Genomic DNA, 19,073 nt, shown 5'->3' on the forward strand with positions numbered 1-19,073 from the left:
GGGGGGACGACGTTTCGTGCCCCCGGCCACACCGGATCGGCGGGGTGACGACTTCGGTCACCCTGCCGCCCCTCTCTGGCACACTCGACCCGTGGCCGCGCCCGACGTCCGTTTCCGCCGCCTCGCCGAGCAGGTGGCCGACGACTTGCGTCGCCGCATCCTCAGCGGCGACCTCGCCGATGGCAGCGTGCTGCCCACGGAAGACGAACTGCTGGTCGAGTTCCCGATCAGCAAGCCGTCGCTGCGCGAGGCCATCCGAATCCTGGACGCCGAAGGGCTGCTCAGCGTCCGCCGCGGCAAGCTCGGTGGCTCGGTGGTGCACCGGCCCAGCGCGAGCAACGTCGCGTACACCATGGGTCTGGTACTCGGCGCGAATCAGGTGAGCCTCGGCGACGTCGGCTCCGCGCTGCAGCAGGTGGAGCCGGCCTGCGCGGCGTTGTGTGCGCAGCGCGCTGACCGCAAGAGCGAAGTGGTGCCGGTCCTTCGGCGGATCCATGCCGAGTCGGTCGATTCGGTCGAGGATCTGGTGCTGGTCACCTCCGCCAGTCGGCGCTTCCACGAGGCGCTGGTGCAGCACTGCGGCAACGAGACGATGATCATCCTCGCCGGCGCACTCGAGGCGCTCTGGTCGTCGCATGAACTGAGCTGGTCACGACAGTTCACCGATCACGCCAGCATTCCCGTCGACGAGCGCCGAGCGGCCCTGGAAGACCACCGCAAGCTCATCGATGCCATCGAGGCCGGTGACGCTGAACGGGCGCGCGAGCTCGCCGCGACGCATCTGCTCGACGCCCAGCACTATCCGGGTTCGGCCGGGGTGGTCGACCCCGCGATGGTGCGGACCCGCACCCGTTCTTCGTGAATCCTTGACAAGGTACGCGCTTATTTTCATATGATTTGAAGATGCGGCCGACGGAGGCGACCATCACGGAGACGACAGCGGTCACGAGTTCGCCCGCCTTCACTGCCGAGGACGTCGCCCGCTTCTACGCCAACGGCTGGTGGACCGACACCACGATCTCGGATGCCGTGCGCGCCAACGTCACTCGCACCCCGGGCCGCGTCGCCTATGTGGATCACCCGGACCGGTCGCTGACCTGGCGCGAATTCGATGCCGCGGCAACCACTTTGGCGGGCCAGCTGGCAGGCGCCGGCGTCCGCCCCGGGGACCGGATCGCGGTGTGGCACGGCGACACCACGGCGATCCACGTGCTGTTCGTGGCGATCGAACGATGCGGCGCGGTGGTGGTCGGTGTCGGTGCGCGCGCCGGCATCCGCGAGGTCACGGCCATTCTGCAGGGTTCGGAGCCCCGGCTGCTGGTCACCGATCCCCCGCGCCAGGCTCAGGCCCACACCGTGGCCACTGCCATCGGTTGCCCGCTGCTGATATTGGACGAGTTGTCCGTCGGCACGGACCCGGCGGACCTGAGCCCCGATGCACAACTCGGTCCCGACGACGTCTTCCTCATCAACTCGACGTCGGGCACCACCGGGCTGCCCAAGTGCGTGGTGCACACCCAGAACCGTTGGTATTACTTCCATCAACAAGCGGTCGCCAACGGCCTACTGACCTCCGATGACGTGTTCCTGCCGGTCATCCCGACCCCGTTCGGCTTCGGGCTGTGGACCACCCACATCACCCCGATCCTGTTGGGTACCACCAACGTGCTGCTGGACCGCTTCACTGTCGCGGCGGCGTGCGCGGCCATCGAGCGTCACAAGGTCACCGTGTTGTGTTGTGTCAGTACCCAATTGACCATGATCATGGCCGACCCGGTGGCCCGCGACTACGACCTGAGCTCACTGCGGGTGGTGTTCACCGGCGGTGAGGCGCTGCCGTACCGTCCCGCCCACGAGTTCGAACAGCTGACCGGCGCAACGATTCTGCAGTTCTACGGCTCCAACGAGACGGGCCTGCTGAGCGGCACCACGGTGCACGACTCGCTGGAGCATCGGCTGCGCACCGGCGGCCGGATTGTCGCGGACATGGCCGTCCGCCTCTTCGACGGTGACACCGACGTCACCGACACCGGCCGGGGCCAGCCCGCGTGCCGCGGCCCGGCGACCAGTCTCGGCTATCTGGGTGGCACCGACCACGACAAGCTGTTCACCGTCGACGGCTGGATGCGGATGGGCGACATCTGTGAGATCGACACCGATGGCTACCTACGGGTGACGGGCCGGACCTCCGATTTCATCGTGCGCGGCGGCAAGAACATCAGCGCCGCCCAGGTCGAGGACTTCGTCACCGCCCATCCGGCGGTCGGACTGGCCGCGGCGGTGGCCATGCCCGATCCGGTGTTCGGCGAAAAGGTCTGTGTCTACGTCGAATTGGTCGGCTCGGCGACGCTGGGCCTCGACGAACTGTGCGCACACCTACTGGCCCAGGACGTTTCGAAGGAACTGCTGCCCGAACGGTTGATCGTCGTCGACGAACTGCCTCGGTCCTCAGGCGGCAAGGTCGCCAAAGGCCAACTGCGCGAAGATATTCGAACCCGGATGGGAGACGGACATGACCGCAGCTGAAAAACCGCGCCGCGGCGGACTCGAAGTCTGGGCACCCTCGGTGACGCCGCCGATCGGTGTCGACCTCTCTGACGAACAGGCCATGGCCATCGCGTTCCGGCATCTCGCGAGCATCGGCTTCGCCGAGAACCTGGCCGGGCACATCACCTTTCAGCCCGACGGCCAGACGGACATGTACGTCAACCCGTGGGGTCTGTGGTGGCAAGAGGTCACCGCCTCCGACATCTGCGTCGTCGACGAGGACGCCTGCGTGCAGCGGGGTCGCTGGGACGTCACTCCCGCCATCCACATCCACACCGAGTTGCACCGCGCCCGCCCGGACGCACGCGTGGTGATCCACAATCACCCCTACTACGTGTGTGTACTCGCGGCGCTGGGACGGCTGCCGGAACTGCTGCACCAGACCGGATCGCTGTTCCTGGACGACCTCTGCCTGGTCGACGAGTACGACGGAGAGGTCGACAGTGCCGCGCGCGCAGCCGAATTGGCCGTCCGGATCGGAATCGCGAACGTGACCATCCTGGCCAACCACGGCGTCATCGCCACCGGCCGCAACCTGGCCGAGGCGGTGTACCGGGCGGCCTCCATCGAGCGGGTCTGCAAGCTGGCCTATGACGTCATGCTCACGGGCCTGAAGCCGACCGAGATGAAGTGGTCCGACATGGTCGGGATGAAGGCCTCCCTGATCGAGCGCGCGGCCGACGTGTACTGGACCGGCGCTGCCCGCATGACCATCAAATCCGATCCGTCTGTTCTGCAGTAAAGGTGTTGGTACGACATGAAATCCATTGACGATCTGGCCACCAACCTCGACTTCACCGTCGCCAAGACCGGCGAGGACCGCACCGTCACACTGCTGCCCGACCCGCCGCGTGCCCCGCGCCGGTACACCGTGATCTCGGTCGACGACCACATCGTCGAGCCGCCCGACACGTTCACCGGACGGCTGCCGAGCAAGTTCGCCGACCGGGCGCCGCGGGTCGTCGACACCGACAACGGCGGCCAGACCTGGGTGTACGACGGCCAGGAACTGCCCAACGTCGGGTTCAACGCCGTGGTCGGCCGGCCGGTGTCCGAGTACGGTTTCGAGCCGGTCCGGTTCGACGAGATGCGCCGGGGCGCTTGGGATATCCACGAGCGCGTCCGCGACATGGACCTCAACGGGGTGTACGCCTCGCTGAACTTCCCGTCGTTCCTGCCCGGGTTCGCCGGTCAGCGCCTGCAGCAGGTCACCACCGACCGCGAGCTGGCGATGGCCTCGGTGCGGGCCTGGAACGACTGGCACTTCGACGTGTGGGCCGGCTCGTACCCGGACCGGATCATCCCCTGCCAGCTGCCGTGGCTGCTGGACCCCGACGTGGGCGCCAAGATGATCTACGAGAACGCCGAACGTGGCTTCCACGCCATGACTTTCAGCGAGAACCCGGCGATGCTGGGGCTGCCGACCATCCACTCGGGCTACTGGGATCCGATGATGGCGGCCTGCGCCGAGACCGGCACCGTCGTCAACCTGCACATCGGATCGTCGGGCTCCTCCCCCTCCACCACCCCGGACGCGCCGCCGGACGTGCAGGGCGTGCTGTTCTTCGCCTACGCAATCTCAGCGGCGGTGGACTGGTTGTATTCCGGTCTGCCCAGCCGGTTCCCCGACCTGAAGATCTGTCTGTCCGAGGGCGGCATCGGCTGGGTCGCCGGCCTGCTGGACCGGCTGGACCACATGCTCAGCTACCACTCGATGTACGGCACGTGGGAACGGCTCGGCGAAAAACTCACTCCGGCTGAGGTTTTCACCCGCAACTTCTGGTTCTGCGCGGTGGAAGACCAGTCGTCGTTCGTGCAGCGGGACCGCATCGGCGTGGACAACATCATGCTCGAGGCCGACTACCCGCACTGCGACTCGACCTGGCCGCACACGCAGGCGACCATCCACGAAGAGATCGGCACCCTGCCCGCCGACGTGATCCGAAAGATCACCTGGGAGAACGCCTCACGGCTCTACCAGCACCCGGTGCCCGAGTCGGTTCAGCGCGATCCCGAGTCGTTCTGACCGAGCGCACCCAGTAGCAGCGCCTCGGAGATCGCGGCTTTCTCCAGCACGCCGAGGTGCAGGCTCTCGTTGATGCTGTGCGCCTGGGTACCGGGGTCCTCGACGCCGGTGACCAAAATCGTTGCGTCAGGGAATGTCTCGGCGAACTCGGCGATGAACGGGATCGATCCGCCCATCCCCATGTCGACCGGCACGGTCCCCCACGCCTGCGCGAACGCCGAGCGGGCCGCGTCGTACACCGGGCCGCTGGCCTCGATCGCATAGGGCTGCCCGACGTCGCCGGGCGTCACCGTGACCTTGGCGCCCCAGGGGGCATGGCTCTCCAGGTGACGGGTCAAGGCGGCCAGATGGGCCAGGGCGTCGCCGCCCGGGGCGACCCGCATGCTGACCTTCGCGCGAGCACATGGGATCAGCGTGTTCGATGCCTTGCCGATAGAGGTGGTGTCGATACCGATGACGGTGATGGCCGGTTTGGCCCAAAGTCGTTGCACCACAGAGCCGGAACCGATCTGCTGCACGCCGTCGAGCAACCCGGTCTCGGTGGCCACCCAGTCCGGGCCGCGGTCGACGTCGGCCGCAGTACCTTCGTACAAACCAGAGACCGCGACGTTGCCGTCGTCGTCGTGCAAGGTGGACAGCAACCGCACCAGCGCGCTCAGGGCATCGGGCACCACCCCGCCCCACAGCCCGGAGTGCAGCCCGTGATCCAGCGTCGCCACCTCGACGACGCAGTCCGCCAGACCCCGCAATGACACCGTGAGTGCCGGAATTTCGGTGCTCCAGTTGTCCGAATCTGCGATGACGATGACGTCGGCGGCCAGCAGGTCCTTGTGCGCGCTCAACAATGCCCCGAGGGACGGCGAGCCTGATTCCTCTTCGCCTTCAACGAAAACCGTCACGCCGACGGGCGGGTTGCCGCCGTGCGCTCGCATGGCGGCCAGGTGCACGGCGATGCCGGCCTTGTCGTCGGCGCTGCCGCGGCCGTAGAGGCGGCCGTCACGCTCGGTCGGTTCGAAGGGCGCGGAGTCCCACTGGCTGACATCACCCTCGGGCTGCACGTCGTGGTGCGCGTACAGCAGCACGGTCGGGGCGCCTGCCGGTGCCGGATGACGAGCGATCACCGCGGGAGCCCCGCCCTCCTGGACGATGTGCACCTCACGGAAGCCCGCATCGGACAACAGCTTTGCGGTCAGCGCGGCGCTGCGGTGCACCTCGCTGTGCCGGGCCGGGTCGGCCCACACCGACTGGATGCGGACCAGGTCCTCCAGGTCGGCGCGCACCGACGGCAGCACCTCACGGACGCGGGCGACGAGATCAGCCATGACGTCGAGCGTAGTGCGCCCCATCGCCGAGCGGCGTATCGTCACCGCATGCCGTCGATGGGTCACCTGTTGGCGTTCGGGCTGATCTCGTTCTTGGTGATCGTGGTGCCCGGCCCGAGCGTCCTGTTCACCGTTGGCCGGGCGCTGACGGTCGGACGACGCCAGGCGTTGCTGACAGTGGCCGGCAATGCGATGGGCGCCTACGTGCAGATCCTCGCCGTGGCCCTGGGCGCCGGCGCGCTCATCTTGGCCTCGTCGCTGGCGTTCAGCGCCATCAAGTTCATCGGCGCGGCATACCTGATTTACCTTGGCGCCCAGGCGATCCGGCATCGACATGGCCTCGGCGAGGTGCTCACCGGCAGTACGTCCGCGAAGCGGCCGAGCCGGGTGCTGGCCGACGGTTTCGTCGTCGGACTGACGAACCCCAAGACCATCGTGTTCTTCGTCGCGGCACTGCCGCAGGTGGTCGACCCCACCGCGGGAAACGTGTCGGCCCAGATGCTCGTGCTTGGCGTCGTGTTCCTGGCCATCGCGGTGGTCTCTGACAGCATCTGGGCGCTGACAGCCGGGCTGGCCCGGGATTGGTTCGCCCAGTCACCGCGCCGCATCGCGGCCATCGGCGGTGCCGGTGGGTTGGCCATGGTCGGCCTGGGCGTCAGCCTCGCAGTCACTGGCCGCAAAGACTAAATAACGCCGAAACGGCATTCCAGCAGGTCGCTACTCGCACTTTTCCTGCTGGAATGCCGTTTCGGCGGAAAGAAGAACTAGTCCTGCTCGAGGACCGCGACGGCGGCCGCGGTGTCGCCTTCGTGGGTCAGCGACACGTGGATGGCCACGCCCTTGAGGTGCTCGGCGATCTCGCCGGACAGCCGGACCTTCGGCCGGCCCCACATGTCGGTGACGACCTCGATGTCGCGGTGGATGCCCTCGGGCAGCACCGGACGCTTCGAGAACCGCGAGCCCGACCAAGCCTTGATCACGGCCTCCTTGGCCGCCCAGCGGGCCGCCAGGTGCCGTGCCGCCGACGAACTCTTGTCGGCGGCGTCACGGCGTTCACCTGGGGTGAACGTCTCCGCGAAGACGGTGCCCGGCTGGTCGACCTGCTCGGCGAAATCGGGAATCGAGACCAGGTCGATGCCCACACCCAGGATGCTCATGGGCAACAACCTAGCGGACCCAATCCCGATACCTCAGAAGGCGTCACGAGCGGGCGTACCAACCGTCCTCGCCGAGGCGCGCATCGGCGTTGAGCAGCATGTCGGCTTCCTGACGCTTCTCCGGCGCATCGTGGTTGAAGCGACGGTCGGCCGGCTTCTCGTACAGCGGACGCCCGCCGGCGATCGCCGAGGCCAACCGGTGCTGACCAGCCAGCACCCGCTCACCCGAGCGGCGCAGGTAGTCCTCACGCTCGGCCGGATCGAGGGCTGCCACCAGCGCCTGCGGGTGGACCAGCGCGATCAGGCCCGACACGTGACCGAAGCCGAGGCTGGTCACCAGACCGGCCTTGAGCGGCAGGCGGTCGCCGAACTTCAGCGCCTCGCGCACCCACACGAAGTGCTGCGCGTTGGCCAGCTCGTCGTCCACGCAGTCCAGGCTGCGGTTCGGCGGGATGACGCCGTCGCGCAGGACCTGGCACAGACCCAGCATCTGGAACGCCGCGGCGCCACCCTTGCTGTGTCCGGTCAGGCTCTTCTGGCTGACGATGAACAGCGGGTTGCCCGGGGACCGGCCCATCGAGGCGGCGAGCCGCTCGTGCAGCTCGGTCTCGTTGGGGTCGTTGGCCAGCGTCGAGGTGTCGTGCTTGGAGATCACCGCGATGTCGTCCGGGGTGACGCCCAGCTTGGCCAGATCGCGCACCAGCTGCGACTGACGTCCACCGCGGCCGGCACCCAGCGCACCCAGGCCGGGGGCCGGGATCGAGGTGTGCACACCGTCACCGAACGACGACACGTAGGCGACGACGGCCTGGATGGGCAGGCCCATCTTCACCGCGAGGTCACCACGGGCCAGCAGGACGGTGCCACCGCCCTGGCCTTCGACGAAGCCGAGACGACGACGGTCGTTGGCGCGCGAGAACTTCGAGTCGCTGATGCCACGGGCCCGCATCATCGCGGTCTCGGCGGTGGCCGACATGTCGCCGAAGCCGATGATGGCTTCCAGCGTCAGGTCGTCGTAACCACCGGCGACCACGAATTCGGCCTTGCCCAAACGGATCTTGTCGACACCTTCTTCGACGGACACCGCCGCGGTGGCGCACGCGCCGACCGGGTGGATCATCGCGCCGTAGCTACCGATGTACGACTGCACGACGTGACCGGCGAAGACGTTCGGCAGGACTTCCTGCAGGATGTCGTTCGGCTTGTTCCGGCCCAGCAGGTTGCCGTGGTACATGGTCTGCATCGAGGTCATGCCGCCCATACCGGTGCCCTGCGTGGAAGCCACGAGGCTCGGGTGCACCCAACGCATCAGCTCTTCCGGGCTGAAACCGGCCGACAGGAACGCGTCGACCGTGGTGACCAGGTTCCACAGCGCCAGGCGGTCGATCGAGCTGGTCATGTCCGGCGTGACGCCGTAGACCTGCGGGTCGAAGCCGGTCGGCACCTGGGCGCCGACGGTCCGCGACAGCTCGACCTTGCGCGGCACGCGGATTTCGGTGCCGGCCTTGCGAGTGACCTGCCAGTCGCTGCTGTCCGGCACCGGCGCGATGACGGTGTGCTCCGGATCGAACTGGTGGAACGCCCGGGCGTCGGCCTCGGCGGACACGACGAAGGAGAAATCCTTGTCGAGGAACACCGAAACCAGCAGCGGCGAAGCGTGATCGGAGCCGAGGGCGCCGTCGTCCACCCACTGGCGGATACCGACACGTTCGAGCACGGTCTCGTGGTAGCGCTCGACCAGCTCGGACTCGTCGACCAGCTCACCGGTGGTGGTGTCGTACCAACCCGGCTTCGGGTCGTCTTCCCACTTGACCAGACCGGTGGTCCAGGCCAGCTCCAGGACGCCCGCGGCCGACAGCTCGCCGGAGACCTCCATCTCGAAGCGGGTACGCGACGAGCCGTACGGGCCAAGTTCGGCACCGGAGACCAGCACGACCATGTCGGCCGGGTCGATGTCCAGGTCGGCCCACTCCGGAGCCGGCGCGGACTGGTAGCCACGCGGCGGCGACGGCAGTGCCGAGATGGTGAGTGCGGCGTCCTCCACCTCATCTTCGCCGGCAGCGGCCTCGGCCACCATCTCCTCGCGGGCCTTGGCGGCCAGCTCGGCCATGTCGAGCTCGATGTCGCCGAGGCCACCGGTCAGATCGACCTGGATGGGCTCACGTGACGCCGACACCTTGGCGTCGATGCTGCACAGGTTCAGCAGCATGGCGGCCATCTCTTCGGTGGTGTACGTGATGACACCGGCCTCTTCGACAGCACCCACGATGGCGTCGTTGTGGCCCATCAGGCCGGTGCCCTTGGTCCAGCCGATCAGCGCGTGTGCCAGCGAAACCCGCCCGGACCACGAGGTTTCCGCCTTCCAGCGGGCGACGACCGCGTCCAGCGCGGCCTTCGACTCGCCGTAGGCACCGTCGCCACCGAACATGCCGCGGTTCGGCGAACCGGGCAGCACGACGTGCAGACGCGAGGCGATGTCGCGGTCGGAACCGATGTGCGAGAGCCCACCGATGAGCCGCTGCACGGCCCACAGCAGAACCTTCATCTCCATCTCGGCGCGGGCGCCGGCCTCCGACAGGTCCCCCGCCACGCGCGGCGCGGCGAACGGGAACAGCAGCGTCGGGGTCTGCGCGTCCTTGAGGTGGATGGCCTTGGGGCCCAGGTTCTCGACCTGCTCGGTACCAACCCACTCGACCAGCGCGTCAATGTCGTTGTAGGAGGCCATGTTTGCCGGCACCACCCACAACTGCGCATCGAACCGGGCGTGGTCGCGGTACAGCGTCCGGTAGAACGCCAACCGGTCGTCGTCCAGCTTGGACGTGGTCGCGATGACCGACGCGCCGCCGGCGAGCAGCTGGCCCACCACGGCCGACGCGATCGAGCCCTTGGAGGCACCCGTGACGACCGCGACCTCGTTGGCGTAGCGGCCCTTGCCTGGGTTCTCCGCACCGGCGGCCGCGCGGCCGTACAGCGCGGCGTGCAGGGTGCGGCCGGCGGCAAGCGCCTTGCCCTGCCACCAGCTGGCCTGCGTGGCCACGACGTGCCCGGCACCTTCGAAGCTCTCGGAGAGCTTCGCCCAGTCGGCGTTGACGTCGTCCTCTTCGAGCAGCCAGATGCGCGCCAGGTCCTCACGGGCGCTGGCCCAGCGGTCGTCGAACAGCACAGCCTTGCGGCCGTCGAACGACGGAGCCACCAAACGCGGCCAGTCCGAACCCAATTCGGCGGTCACGAGGTCGATCAGCTCGGAGTCGGTGGCCTCGGGCACCGACACGGGAGTCTGCAGACCCAGCTCGCCCAGGATCAAGCGGGCGGCGCCGGCCAGCACACCGTTGGGGCCGGTGACCTTCTCGGCGAACTCGTTGAGCGCGGCCGAGTCGACGACGCCGCCACCGGCACCACCGGCGGACGGCAGCGACACGGCGATGCCCTTACGAGCGCCGACCGCGGTGACCGCGGCGTCGATGACCTTGTCGACGGCGTTGGCGTCGGCCAGTGCACCGGTGTGCAGGCCGCCCATGTCGCCGCCACGAACACTGCTGCCCTCACGGGTGCCCAGCGCCACCTCGGCGGTGACGTGCTTGGCCCAGCCGGGGCCCAATTCCCAAGCCTTGCTGACGCGCTCGGCGATGTACGCCGGACGCTTGCCCGAGGGCCCGAGCACCGTGCGCAGCTGGTCGTTGATCGCGTCGGAGAGGACGGGACCGAACGGCTTGTAGGTACGGGCCAGCTTGGTGACCTGTCCCTTCAGACCGGACAGGTCGGCTTCCGCGGCACCGTCGATGGCGCCCAGGTTCAGCTCCGAACCCAGGTCGACGAGCAGCTGGTTGCGTCGCGACGACGCACCGTCGGTGATCGACTCGATGGAGTCCAGCGGCTCGATCTGGTCGATGCGCATCTTGGCCGACAGCGCGATGAGCGCCATGGTGGCGTCGGCGGCGTTGTAGGTGATGTCGTCCGGACGCGGACCACCGGTTCCGGCCACCGGAGCGGCGGCCGGAACCGGTGCTGCCGCAACGGCTTCCGCCGGCGCCTCAGCAGCGGCAGCAGGAGCCGCAGCGTCGGCAGGATCGGAATCGGGCTCGGGATCGGTGTCGGTCGCGAACAGCACCGCGGCGTCGCGCTCGACGTTGAGGATCTCGGTGGTGTTGTGCGAGTACTCCGGCAGCTTCAGCGTGTTGGTGGCCAGGCCGGCAACCGTCGGCATGGTCTTCACACCGACCTCGACGAACCGCTCGACACCGAGGCCGCCGGCGGCTTCCTCGATGAACAGCAGGTCCTGCGTCTCGATCCAGCGCACCGGGCTGGCGAACTGCCAGGCCAGCAGCTCCATGACGACCTTGCGCATGAGCTCGGACGGCTTCTCGTTCCGCCAGGTGTCGTAGTCGGCGAGGATCTCGTCGAGCGGCTCGGCCGGCACCAGGTCACGGATCTCCTGGATGAAGTCCTTGTCCAGGGTGAACGGCCGCGGCACCAGGTTCGGGATGTACTTGCCCACCAGGATCGACGGATCCTGACCGTGCGGCATGACGCGGTCGAGCGCGCGGCGGAAGTCGTTGACGCCGACCCGCAGCACCTCGGAGTGGAACGGCACGTCGATGCCGGGCACCAGGATGAACGACCGTTTGCCACCGGTGATTTCGCGGCGCCGCTCGATTTCGGCCTCGAGGGCGTCGAGGCCGCGGACGGTACCGGCGATCGCGTACTGCGAACCACGCAGGTTGAAGTTCACGATCTGCAGGAATTCGCCGGTCTCTTCGGCGATCCGGGCGACGAAGTCGGTGACGTCATCGTCGTCGAGGTCGATCTGCGACGGCCGGATGGCGGCCAGCCGGTAGTCGGAGCGACCCTTGGCGTCACGCGGGACGATGTCGTGCATCTTGCTGCCGCGGTGGAACACCACCTCGAGCAGCGCCTCCAGCTCGTACACGCCGGACACACAGGCCAGCGCGGTGTACTCACCCACGGAGTGGCCGCAGGCGATGGCGCCCTCGACGAAGGCACCCTGCTCACGCATCTCGGCCACCTGGGCGGCCGCGACGGTGGCCATGGCCACCTGGGTGAACTGCGTCAGGAACAGCACGCCGTCCGGGTGGTGGTAGTGCACACCGCTGGCGATGATGCTGGTCGGGTTGTCGCGCACCAGGTGCAGCACCGAGAAGCCCAGGACGTCGCGGGTGAACTTGTCCGCGGAGTCCCAAATCTTGCGGGCGGCCTTGGAGCGGGCACGGACCTCCATGCCCATGCCCTTGTGCTGGATGCCCTGGCCGGGGAAGGCGTAGACGGTCTTGGGCGCGGCCAGCTGAGCGGACGCGGCCATCACCAGTTCGCCGCCGACCTTCGCGGTGACCTCGATGATCTCGGCGCCGCGGTCGATGCCGACGCGGTCGACGCGGAACTCGATCTCGTCGCCCGGCAGCACCATGCCCAGGAAGCGCGAGGTCCAGCCGACCAGGCGTGCCGGCGGGGTGGCCCGGCCGTCGGTGGCGGTGACCACGTGCTGCGCGGCGGCGGACAGCCACATGCCGTGCACGATGGGCGATTTCAGACCGGCCAGCAGTGCGGCGGCGCGGTCGGTGTGGATCGGGTTGTGGTCACCGGACACCACGGCGAAGGCGCTCATGTCGACCGGCGCGGTGACGGTGACGTCGCGGCGACGACGACGCGGGGTCTCGGTGGCGTTGTCGGTGATCGCACCGCCGGCGCGGGCCGGGTCGGTCAGCTCGGCGGCACCGCTGCGGCCACGGATGGCGAAGCGCTCTTCCAGGCGGGCCAGTTCCGTGCCTGCCGCATCGGTGATGCTGACAGAGACGGGGACGACGCGGCCGACCTCGGTGTCGTACGCGGCGGAAGCCGTTGCGGTGACGGTCAATTCGGCGCGCTCGGCGGGCATCGGGGCCAGCAGGTGCGCGGCGTGGTCCAGGTGGACCAGGCTCAGCAGACCTTCGACCACCGGGATGCCGTCGTCGGTGACGGCAGCGCCGATGACCGAGAACACGGCCGGCCAGCAGCGGCCGACGAGGGCGTCGGGCACCAGGGTCAGGCCCGGCGCCAGCGGGGCGCCGAAGGTGGCGGTGACGCCGGTGTGGTCGGCGACCTCTTCCGGGTCCCAGTCGGCGGTGACGGTGGCGACGTTGTCGGTGACGACCGGCAGCGCGTCGACGCCGTCCGCGCCGGCGGCGATGGCGAGCACGGCACGCATCGCAGCCGAGGCGTCGTCGGTGGTGACGACCGGCATACCGCCGTCGACGGTGGCGGCCGGCAGGGTGAAGTGGATCGCGATCCAGACACCGGACAGCGGCACGTTCAGGGTGACGGAATCACCGTCGAGCTCGAGCCGGGCACCGGTGGACGGGTGTGTGGCCGAACGGTTTTCGTTGACCTGCCACTCGCTCGGCGCGCCGATGCGGTGCACCGGGTTGATCGCGGTGCGACCGGCCCACAGCACGTCGGGCGAGTCCAGGACGACGGCCAGCGGTCCGGTGATGTCGGCGCGGGCCTGACGGCGGGACACGACCGGAACCGGTGCCTCGCCATTCGCGGCCAGCGCTGCAACTACTTCGTCAATAGCCGCCTGCTCGAAGCGGTCCAGCAGCTCACCGACGGGCTCGTCGACGCGGGTGATGCCGGCGACGGCAGCGGTGCCGGGGATGACGCAGACCTGGTCGGCGTCGTAGCGGGCGTCGTGGGCCTGCCACAGCGAGTCGCTGCGCCACCAGCGGCGCACGTCCTTGTCGATGACCGGGACGAAGTTGACGGGCTTGCCCAGCGTCTTGCACAGCGTGATGAAGAACGGGATGTCCGCCGGGTGCAGGCGCAGCGTCTCCGCCTCGGGGTACCGGGCCAACAGCTCGGCGATGGCGCGCTGCGGATCCTCAAGCAGCGCTTCGCCTTCCGCGGTGGCGGGGAACAGCGTGTCGATGGGGCCGGCGTCGGCCGGGTTCAGGCGAGCCTCGGCGCGCTGCAGCATCTCCTCGAAGCGGTCGCGCCAGGAGATGTCGAGCCACTGCGAGTGGTCGCGCTTGGTGTCGGCGGTGCTGCTGCCGTCGCCGATCGCGAGCTCGACGTAGCGCTGCAGCCACTGCTGGTAGGTCATGTCCGCGACGTCACCGAAGTACGGCTTGGCGGTGTTGGACATGGCGGCGATGATCTCGTCGCGGCGCTCGGCGACAGCTTCGGCGTCACCGGCGACCTCGTCGAGCAAGCGGCCGCAGCGCGACGCGGTGTTGTCGATCTCGTGGATGTCCGCACCCAGCTGGCTGCGGCCAGAAGCCATGCCGCCCTGGGCCTTACCGGCGCCGACCCAGTGATCGGTGCCCTTGGTGTCGACCAGCAGCTGCTTGACCTGCGGCGAGGTGGTGGCCTCCAGGGTGGCCATGGCGGCAGTGCCGACCAGGATGCCGTCGACCGGCATCAGCGGGAAGCCGTAGGTCTCGGCCCAGCGGCCGGACAGGTACTCGGCGGCGCGCTCGGGCGTGCCGATGCCACCACCGACGCAGATGGTCAGGTTGGACTGCTTGCGCAGGTCCGAGTAGGTGCTGACGAGCAGGTCGTCGAGGTCCTCCCACGAGTGGTGGCCACCGGCGCGGCCGCCCTCGACGTGGACGATGATCTCCCGGTCCGGGACCTCTTCGGCGATCTTGATGACCGACTTGATCTGGTCCACGGTGCCCGGCTTGAACACCACGTTGGTGATGCCGATTTCGTGCAGTTCCTCGATCAGCGCGACGGCTTCCTCGAGCTCGGGGATGCCGGCGGTGACGATGACGCCGTCGATCGGGGCGCCCGACTGGCGGGCCTTCTGCACGATGCGCTTGCCGCCCAGCTGCAGCTTCCACAGGTACGGGTCCAGGAACAGCGAGTTGAACTGGATGGCACGGCCCGGCTCGAGCAGCTGGGTCAGCTCGGCGACGCGGTTCTCGAAGATCTCTTCGGTGACCTGACCGCCACCGGCCAGTTCGGCCCAGTGGCCGGCGTTGGCGGCCGCGGCGACGATCTTGGCGTCGACGGTGGTCGGGGTCATGCCGGCCAGCAGGATCGGCGAACGGCCGGTCAGGCGGGTGAACTTGGTGGACAGCTTGACGTCACCATTGGGCAGCTCGACGGCCGTCGGCGCGAAGCTGGACCACGCGGGCTGCACGACCGGGGCGGCGCCGACGGTGAACAGCGAACGCTGGCCGGCACGGGTGGCGGCGGGCACGATGCCCACGCCGAGGCCGCGGATGATCGGCGAGGTCAGGCGGGTGACGGTGTCGCTCGGCCCGAGGTCGATGATCCAGCGGGCACCGGCCTCGTGCATGCGCTCGACCTCGGCGACCCAGTCGATGGGCTTGACGAAGATGGCCTCGGTCATCGCGTGGGCCAGTTCGGTGTCGATGCCGCACTTGGCGGCCCAGCGGTCGACGACCTCGATGCCGTCGGCCAGGCGCGGGGTGTGGAAACCGACCTCGACCTGGACGCCCTGGAAGACGGGGCTGAAGACGGCGCCGCCGCGCAGCTTGTTCTTGCGCTCGGCCTCGTCCTTCTCGGTGATCTTGCTGCAGTACAGCTCGAAGCGGGCCAGCTGCTCCGGGGTGCCGGTGATGACGACGCTGCGACGGCCGTTACGGATCGACAGGACCGGCGGCAGCACGGTGCGCACGTCCTGGGAGAAGTCTTCGAGCAGCTCGGCGATGCGCTCGGGGTCGACGTTGGTCACCGACACCATCGGCGACTTGTCGCCCCGGCCGACCATGCCGCGACGACGGGACACGAGCGAACCGGCGGCACCGATGAGCTGGAGGAGCGCGAGGAGTTCGGCGTCGCGGGTGCCGTTGGCCTTGAGGGCCTCGGCGGCGATGATGCCCTGCGAGTGTCCGGCGACCGCGACCGGCGGGGTGCCGGCCAGGTCCAGGCCCTGACGCTGCACGGCGCGGATGGCGGCCATCTGGGCCAGCAGGATGCCGGGGCCGGAGATGGCGGCGGTGGTCAGCTGCTTGGCCGACGGCAGCGGCTCGTCGGCGGCGAGGGCACGCACCCACTGCATGGGCTCGAAGCCGATGGGCCGTACGACGACGAGTTCGCGCGCGACGGGCTCGAGCAGCAGGGCCGCTTCGCCGACGATCTCGCTGAGCTCGGATTCGATACCGGCCGAGCTGACGAGCTCTTCGAGGTTCTCCAGCCAGGAGGCACCCTGGCCGCCGAACGCGACGGCATACGGTTCGCCGGCATTGAGCAGGTCCACCAGAGCGTGGGCGCTCGCCGCCACGGCCTCGGTGTTGCCACTGGTCACTTTGCGGTGCTCGTTGATCGTCACTTCGTCTCTCCCTCGTTGCCGCGCGAACCGTCAGGTGCTGCATGGTCTTGGTAGTCGGCCCTGGGGCAACGCGATGCGACGTCGGATCACGTGAGGCCCGTGCTACGTCTGGCGCCCGAGTTTTCGGGTGCCTGAGAGCCGGGCCGACTGCACTAAGAGTGTCATAAGATTCGCGGCGCCTTTCAGCCGAAAATGGTTACCAACGAGTTCTACGGATCGGTAACCACCCGGCTGGGTAACACCGCGTCCTGGGACCGCCTGTACCCAACAGGACAAACGTCCTGTTGGCGGGTGGTTACGGTCGAGTAGCAACAACATCGCTGATCAAAGCGGTATTGTTATCAAATCGTTACCGCGTTTGCGACGGCGCCGAACCTTACTAATGAGTAGGAAAAGACCCGGTCCAGAAAACACTCGACATTGACGGTCTGTGTGTCTATACGCGCGGTAAGTTACCGCGCGGCCATTTGCTGGGCTTGTTTGCCGTTTTCTTAGAGCTGAGCACCAGCTAACTACTGAGCAGTAATCTGCGCGACCGTCAGTCCCACTGCCCGAAGCGGGGCTTGAGGATGTGGTTGAGGTCGACCCCGACTCCCCCGACGTGTTGCTTGTCGATCTCCACCTGATGCAGCGCCGCCGCCGGATGCGCGGCCCCGCCGGGCGAGCCCCAGTTGTGCTGCCAGAAGTACGAACCCAGGCCGTCCTGCACGGCCCACTCGATGGTCTTGGAGTTGGCGTACACCCCGACCCGCTGGTGGCCCAACACCGATTCCCAGCCGCGGAGATAGGGCGCAACCTGCGCTTTGTACTGCGCCGGAGTCGGATCGTCGTCGATGGATGCGTAGATCGGCGCGCCGACCGGGCCGCCCGCCGCGGTGTGCAACTGGAATCCGCGCTGGGCGTGCTGCACGCCGGCGGCGTGGCCCCCGAGCCAGTCGGCGGTGGATTCCTTGCCGTACTGATAGCAGGAGACGATCTTCAAGCCGCCTTTGTAGAGGTCCCGCGCCTCGGGCAGCAGGATCGGTTTGCCCAGCATCCACTGCCCACCCGGGCGCCGGTCCGAGACGTAGCGGATGGCTCCCAGCGCCCCGGCCGACCGGATATCGGCTGCGCTGAGCACCCCCGCCGCGTAGTCCAGCAACACTCCGTGCGGGGCCGCAGAGGCGGTCGTCGCGCCGAGCACCGATTGCAACCCGGCCCCCAGGCCGAGCGCCGCCGGCGCGGCTGCAGCGTATTTCAGCAGGTCACGACGCGAAATTGCCACGAGTCTCAGGATATGACAGCTACCCCGTCAGACCCGTTAGCCACACCCGTGCACTCTTTTCCCAGCCGCGGGTGCCCAACGTGAAGAAAATCGCCAAATTTTCGCGATTTCTCGCGACCTTCTTCACGCTCGGCGCGCAACCGCCTCGGCGGCGTGCCGGTGCCCGACGATCTCGAACCCGGCCACGCTCACCATCGGTGCCAGGCTCGCCACCAGCAAGCAGACGGCCATCGGCACCCCGATGCCCGCGAGCACGACCGTCGCCACCAGCACCACCGCGGTCAGCGCCACCAGCAGCACGTGCAAGGTGTCCCTCGACCTGAGCATGCGCGCGTACAGCACGTAGACCAGCGCGATGTAGATGCCGACCGGGATCACCACGCTCAGCACCGTGGCCACCGAGCCCAGCACCGTTTTGTGCTGGATGAAATACGCGGCGGTGTGCAGGCCGGCGCCCGTCGCGACGATGGCGGCATACACCGGCATGTGCAGGTATGCGAACCAGAATCCCCGTTCGCGGTGCGCATGCAGGGCGTCGGCCCCCGGCACCACGAAGTACACCCACCACATGCCGAAGGTCAGCGCCGTGCCCGAGACCGCCAGCAGCACCGCGTCGGCGGACCAGCCATGCTCCCCGACGACCGCCGACAGCGAGGCGACGGTCCCGACGACACCTTCACCGAGCGCGATGATCGCCAGCAGCCCATAGCGTTCGGCGATGTGATGGGCGTGCCACGGGGTGCCGCCGCACCGCAGCTCGGCCACCATCGGACCGCCCAGTTCGACGAGAGCCAGCAGCACCCAGATACCCAGCGTCACCGGCACATTGGTCGGCAGGAACACGGTCCCGATCCAGCCCACCTGCACCGCCGACACGATCCACACGTAGGTCATCGCCGCCGACCGGCGTGCCGGGTCCTGCCGGGCCGCGCGTAACCACTGCGCCACCAACGCAATTCGCATCACCACGTAGCCGGCGACCAGCACGGCGTTGTCGACGTGGTGGCCGTGCTCGATGGAGGCGTAGAACGCGGGCAGACCGAGCGCCAGGACCAGCACGCCGACCATTTCGACCATCGTCAGCAGCCGGAACGCCCAGTCGTCGGTGTCGTAGGCCGAAGCGAACCAGGTGAAGTTGATCCAGGCCAGACAGATCGCGAAGGTGCCGAACACGAACGCCGTGATGCCGGCGCCGACGTGACCCGCGGCCAGCATGTGTGCCAGTTCCGATGCCGCCACCCCGAACGCGACGACGAAGGTCAGGTCGAACAGCAGTTCCAGCGGCGTCGCCACGCGGTGCTTCTCGTGCGGATCACGTCCCCGCATCGGCGTCAGCCGGTGGGCCCGCACCGCGCTGTGTGGGTCAGGCGCGTGCTGCTGCACCCCGTCCATGCTGTGTCCCTTCGGCGAATCCAGCCCGGTCCCGGGCTGCGTCACGGTAAGCCTGCCGCAGATTCCCGCTCCC

The 19,073-nt window shown here is 68.4% G+C and carries 10 protein-coding genes; 5 read left to right on the forward strand and 5 right to left on the reverse strand.

What is annotated here, in order from left to right; genetic code table 11:
* Positions 1-91 precede the first annotated feature (91 nt).
* The 4 genes from ACNO8X_RS23555 to ACNO8X_RS23570 are packed head-to-tail and all read left to right on the forward strand — an operon-like array spanning position 92 to position 4,573.
* Complete coding sequence (locus ACNO8X_RS23555; RefSeq protein WP_418002951.1) at positions 92-862, forward strand: FadR/GntR family transcriptional regulator; 771 nt, start codon at positions 92-94, stop codon at positions 860-862.
* A 41-nt stretch (positions 863-903) separates the two neighbouring features.
* A complete protein-coding gene (locus tag ACNO8X_RS23560) occupies positions 904-2,526 on the forward strand; it encodes a class I adenylate-forming enzyme family protein (protein WP_418002952.1) in 1,623 nt (540 codons plus the stop codon).
* A complete protein-coding gene (locus ACNO8X_RS23565) occupies positions 2,513-3,289 on the forward strand; it encodes a class II aldolase/adducin family protein (RefSeq protein WP_418002953.1) in 777 nt (258 codons plus the stop codon). The genes ACNO8X_RS23560 and ACNO8X_RS23565 overlap by 14 nt, the downstream gene beginning before the upstream one ends.
* A gap of 15 nt (positions 3,290-3,304) precedes the next feature.
* A complete protein-coding gene (locus ACNO8X_RS23570) occupies positions 3,305-4,573 on the forward strand; it encodes an amidohydrolase family protein (RefSeq protein ID WP_418002954.1) in 1,269 nt (422 codons plus the stop codon).
* Here the strand turns inward: ACNO8X_RS23570 and ACNO8X_RS23575 are convergent.
* Positions 4,549-5,895, reverse strand: coding sequence for a dipeptidase (locus tag ACNO8X_RS23575; protein WP_418002955.1), 1,347 nt, complete (start codon positions 5,893-5,895; stop codon positions 4,549-4,551). The two genes, ACNO8X_RS23570 and ACNO8X_RS23575, sit on opposite strands and share 25 nt — an antisense overlap.
* A 48-nt stretch (positions 5,896-5,943) precedes the next feature.
* Here ACNO8X_RS23575 and ACNO8X_RS23580 point away from each other — a divergent pair, with 48 nt between their 5' ends.
* Positions 5,944-6,582, forward strand: a complete 639-nt coding sequence (locus ACNO8X_RS23580) for a LysE family translocator (RefSeq protein ID WP_418002956.1) — start codon at positions 5,944-5,946, stop codon at positions 6,580-6,582.
* A 77-nt stretch (positions 6,583-6,659) separates the two neighbouring features.
* Here ACNO8X_RS23580 and ACNO8X_RS23585 read toward each other — a convergent pair whose 3' ends face one another.
* The 4 genes from ACNO8X_RS23585 to ACNO8X_RS23600 form a co-directional block, all read right to left on the reverse strand.
* Positions 6,660-7,052, reverse strand: coding sequence for a holo-ACP synthase (locus tag ACNO8X_RS23585; RefSeq protein WP_020102278.1), 393 nt, complete (start codon positions 7,050-7,052; stop codon positions 6,660-6,662).
* A 43-nt stretch (positions 7,053-7,095) separates the two neighbouring features.
* Positions 7,096-16,344 carry a fatty acid synthase subunit beta domain-containing protein gene (locus ACNO8X_RS23590; protein WP_418002957.1) on the reverse strand — a complete coding sequence of 3,083 codons (9,249 nt, stop codon included), beginning with the start codon at positions 16,342-16,344 and terminating at the stop codon, positions 7,096-7,098.
* 538 nt (positions 16,345-16,882) lie between these two features.
* The gene (locus ACNO8X_RS23595; protein ID WP_071289652.1) at positions 16,883-17,608 is read right to left on the reverse strand and encodes a DUF1906 domain-containing protein; all 726 of its coding nucleotides are present in this window, start codon (positions 17,606-17,608) and stop codon (positions 16,883-16,885) included.
* Between the two features lie 123 nt (positions 17,609-17,731).
* A complete protein-coding gene (locus ACNO8X_RS23600; protein ID WP_418006012.1) occupies positions 17,732-18,934 on the reverse strand; it encodes a low temperature requirement protein A in 1,203 nt (400 codons plus the stop codon).
* Between the last annotated feature and the right edge of the window lie 139 nt (positions 18,935-19,073).

The organism is Mycobacterium sp. PDNC021 (genome assembly GCF_048282635.1).
GTDB classification, from domain to species: Bacteria; Actinomycetota; Actinomycetes; order Mycobacteriales; family Mycobacteriaceae; genus Mycobacterium; species Mycobacterium llatzerense.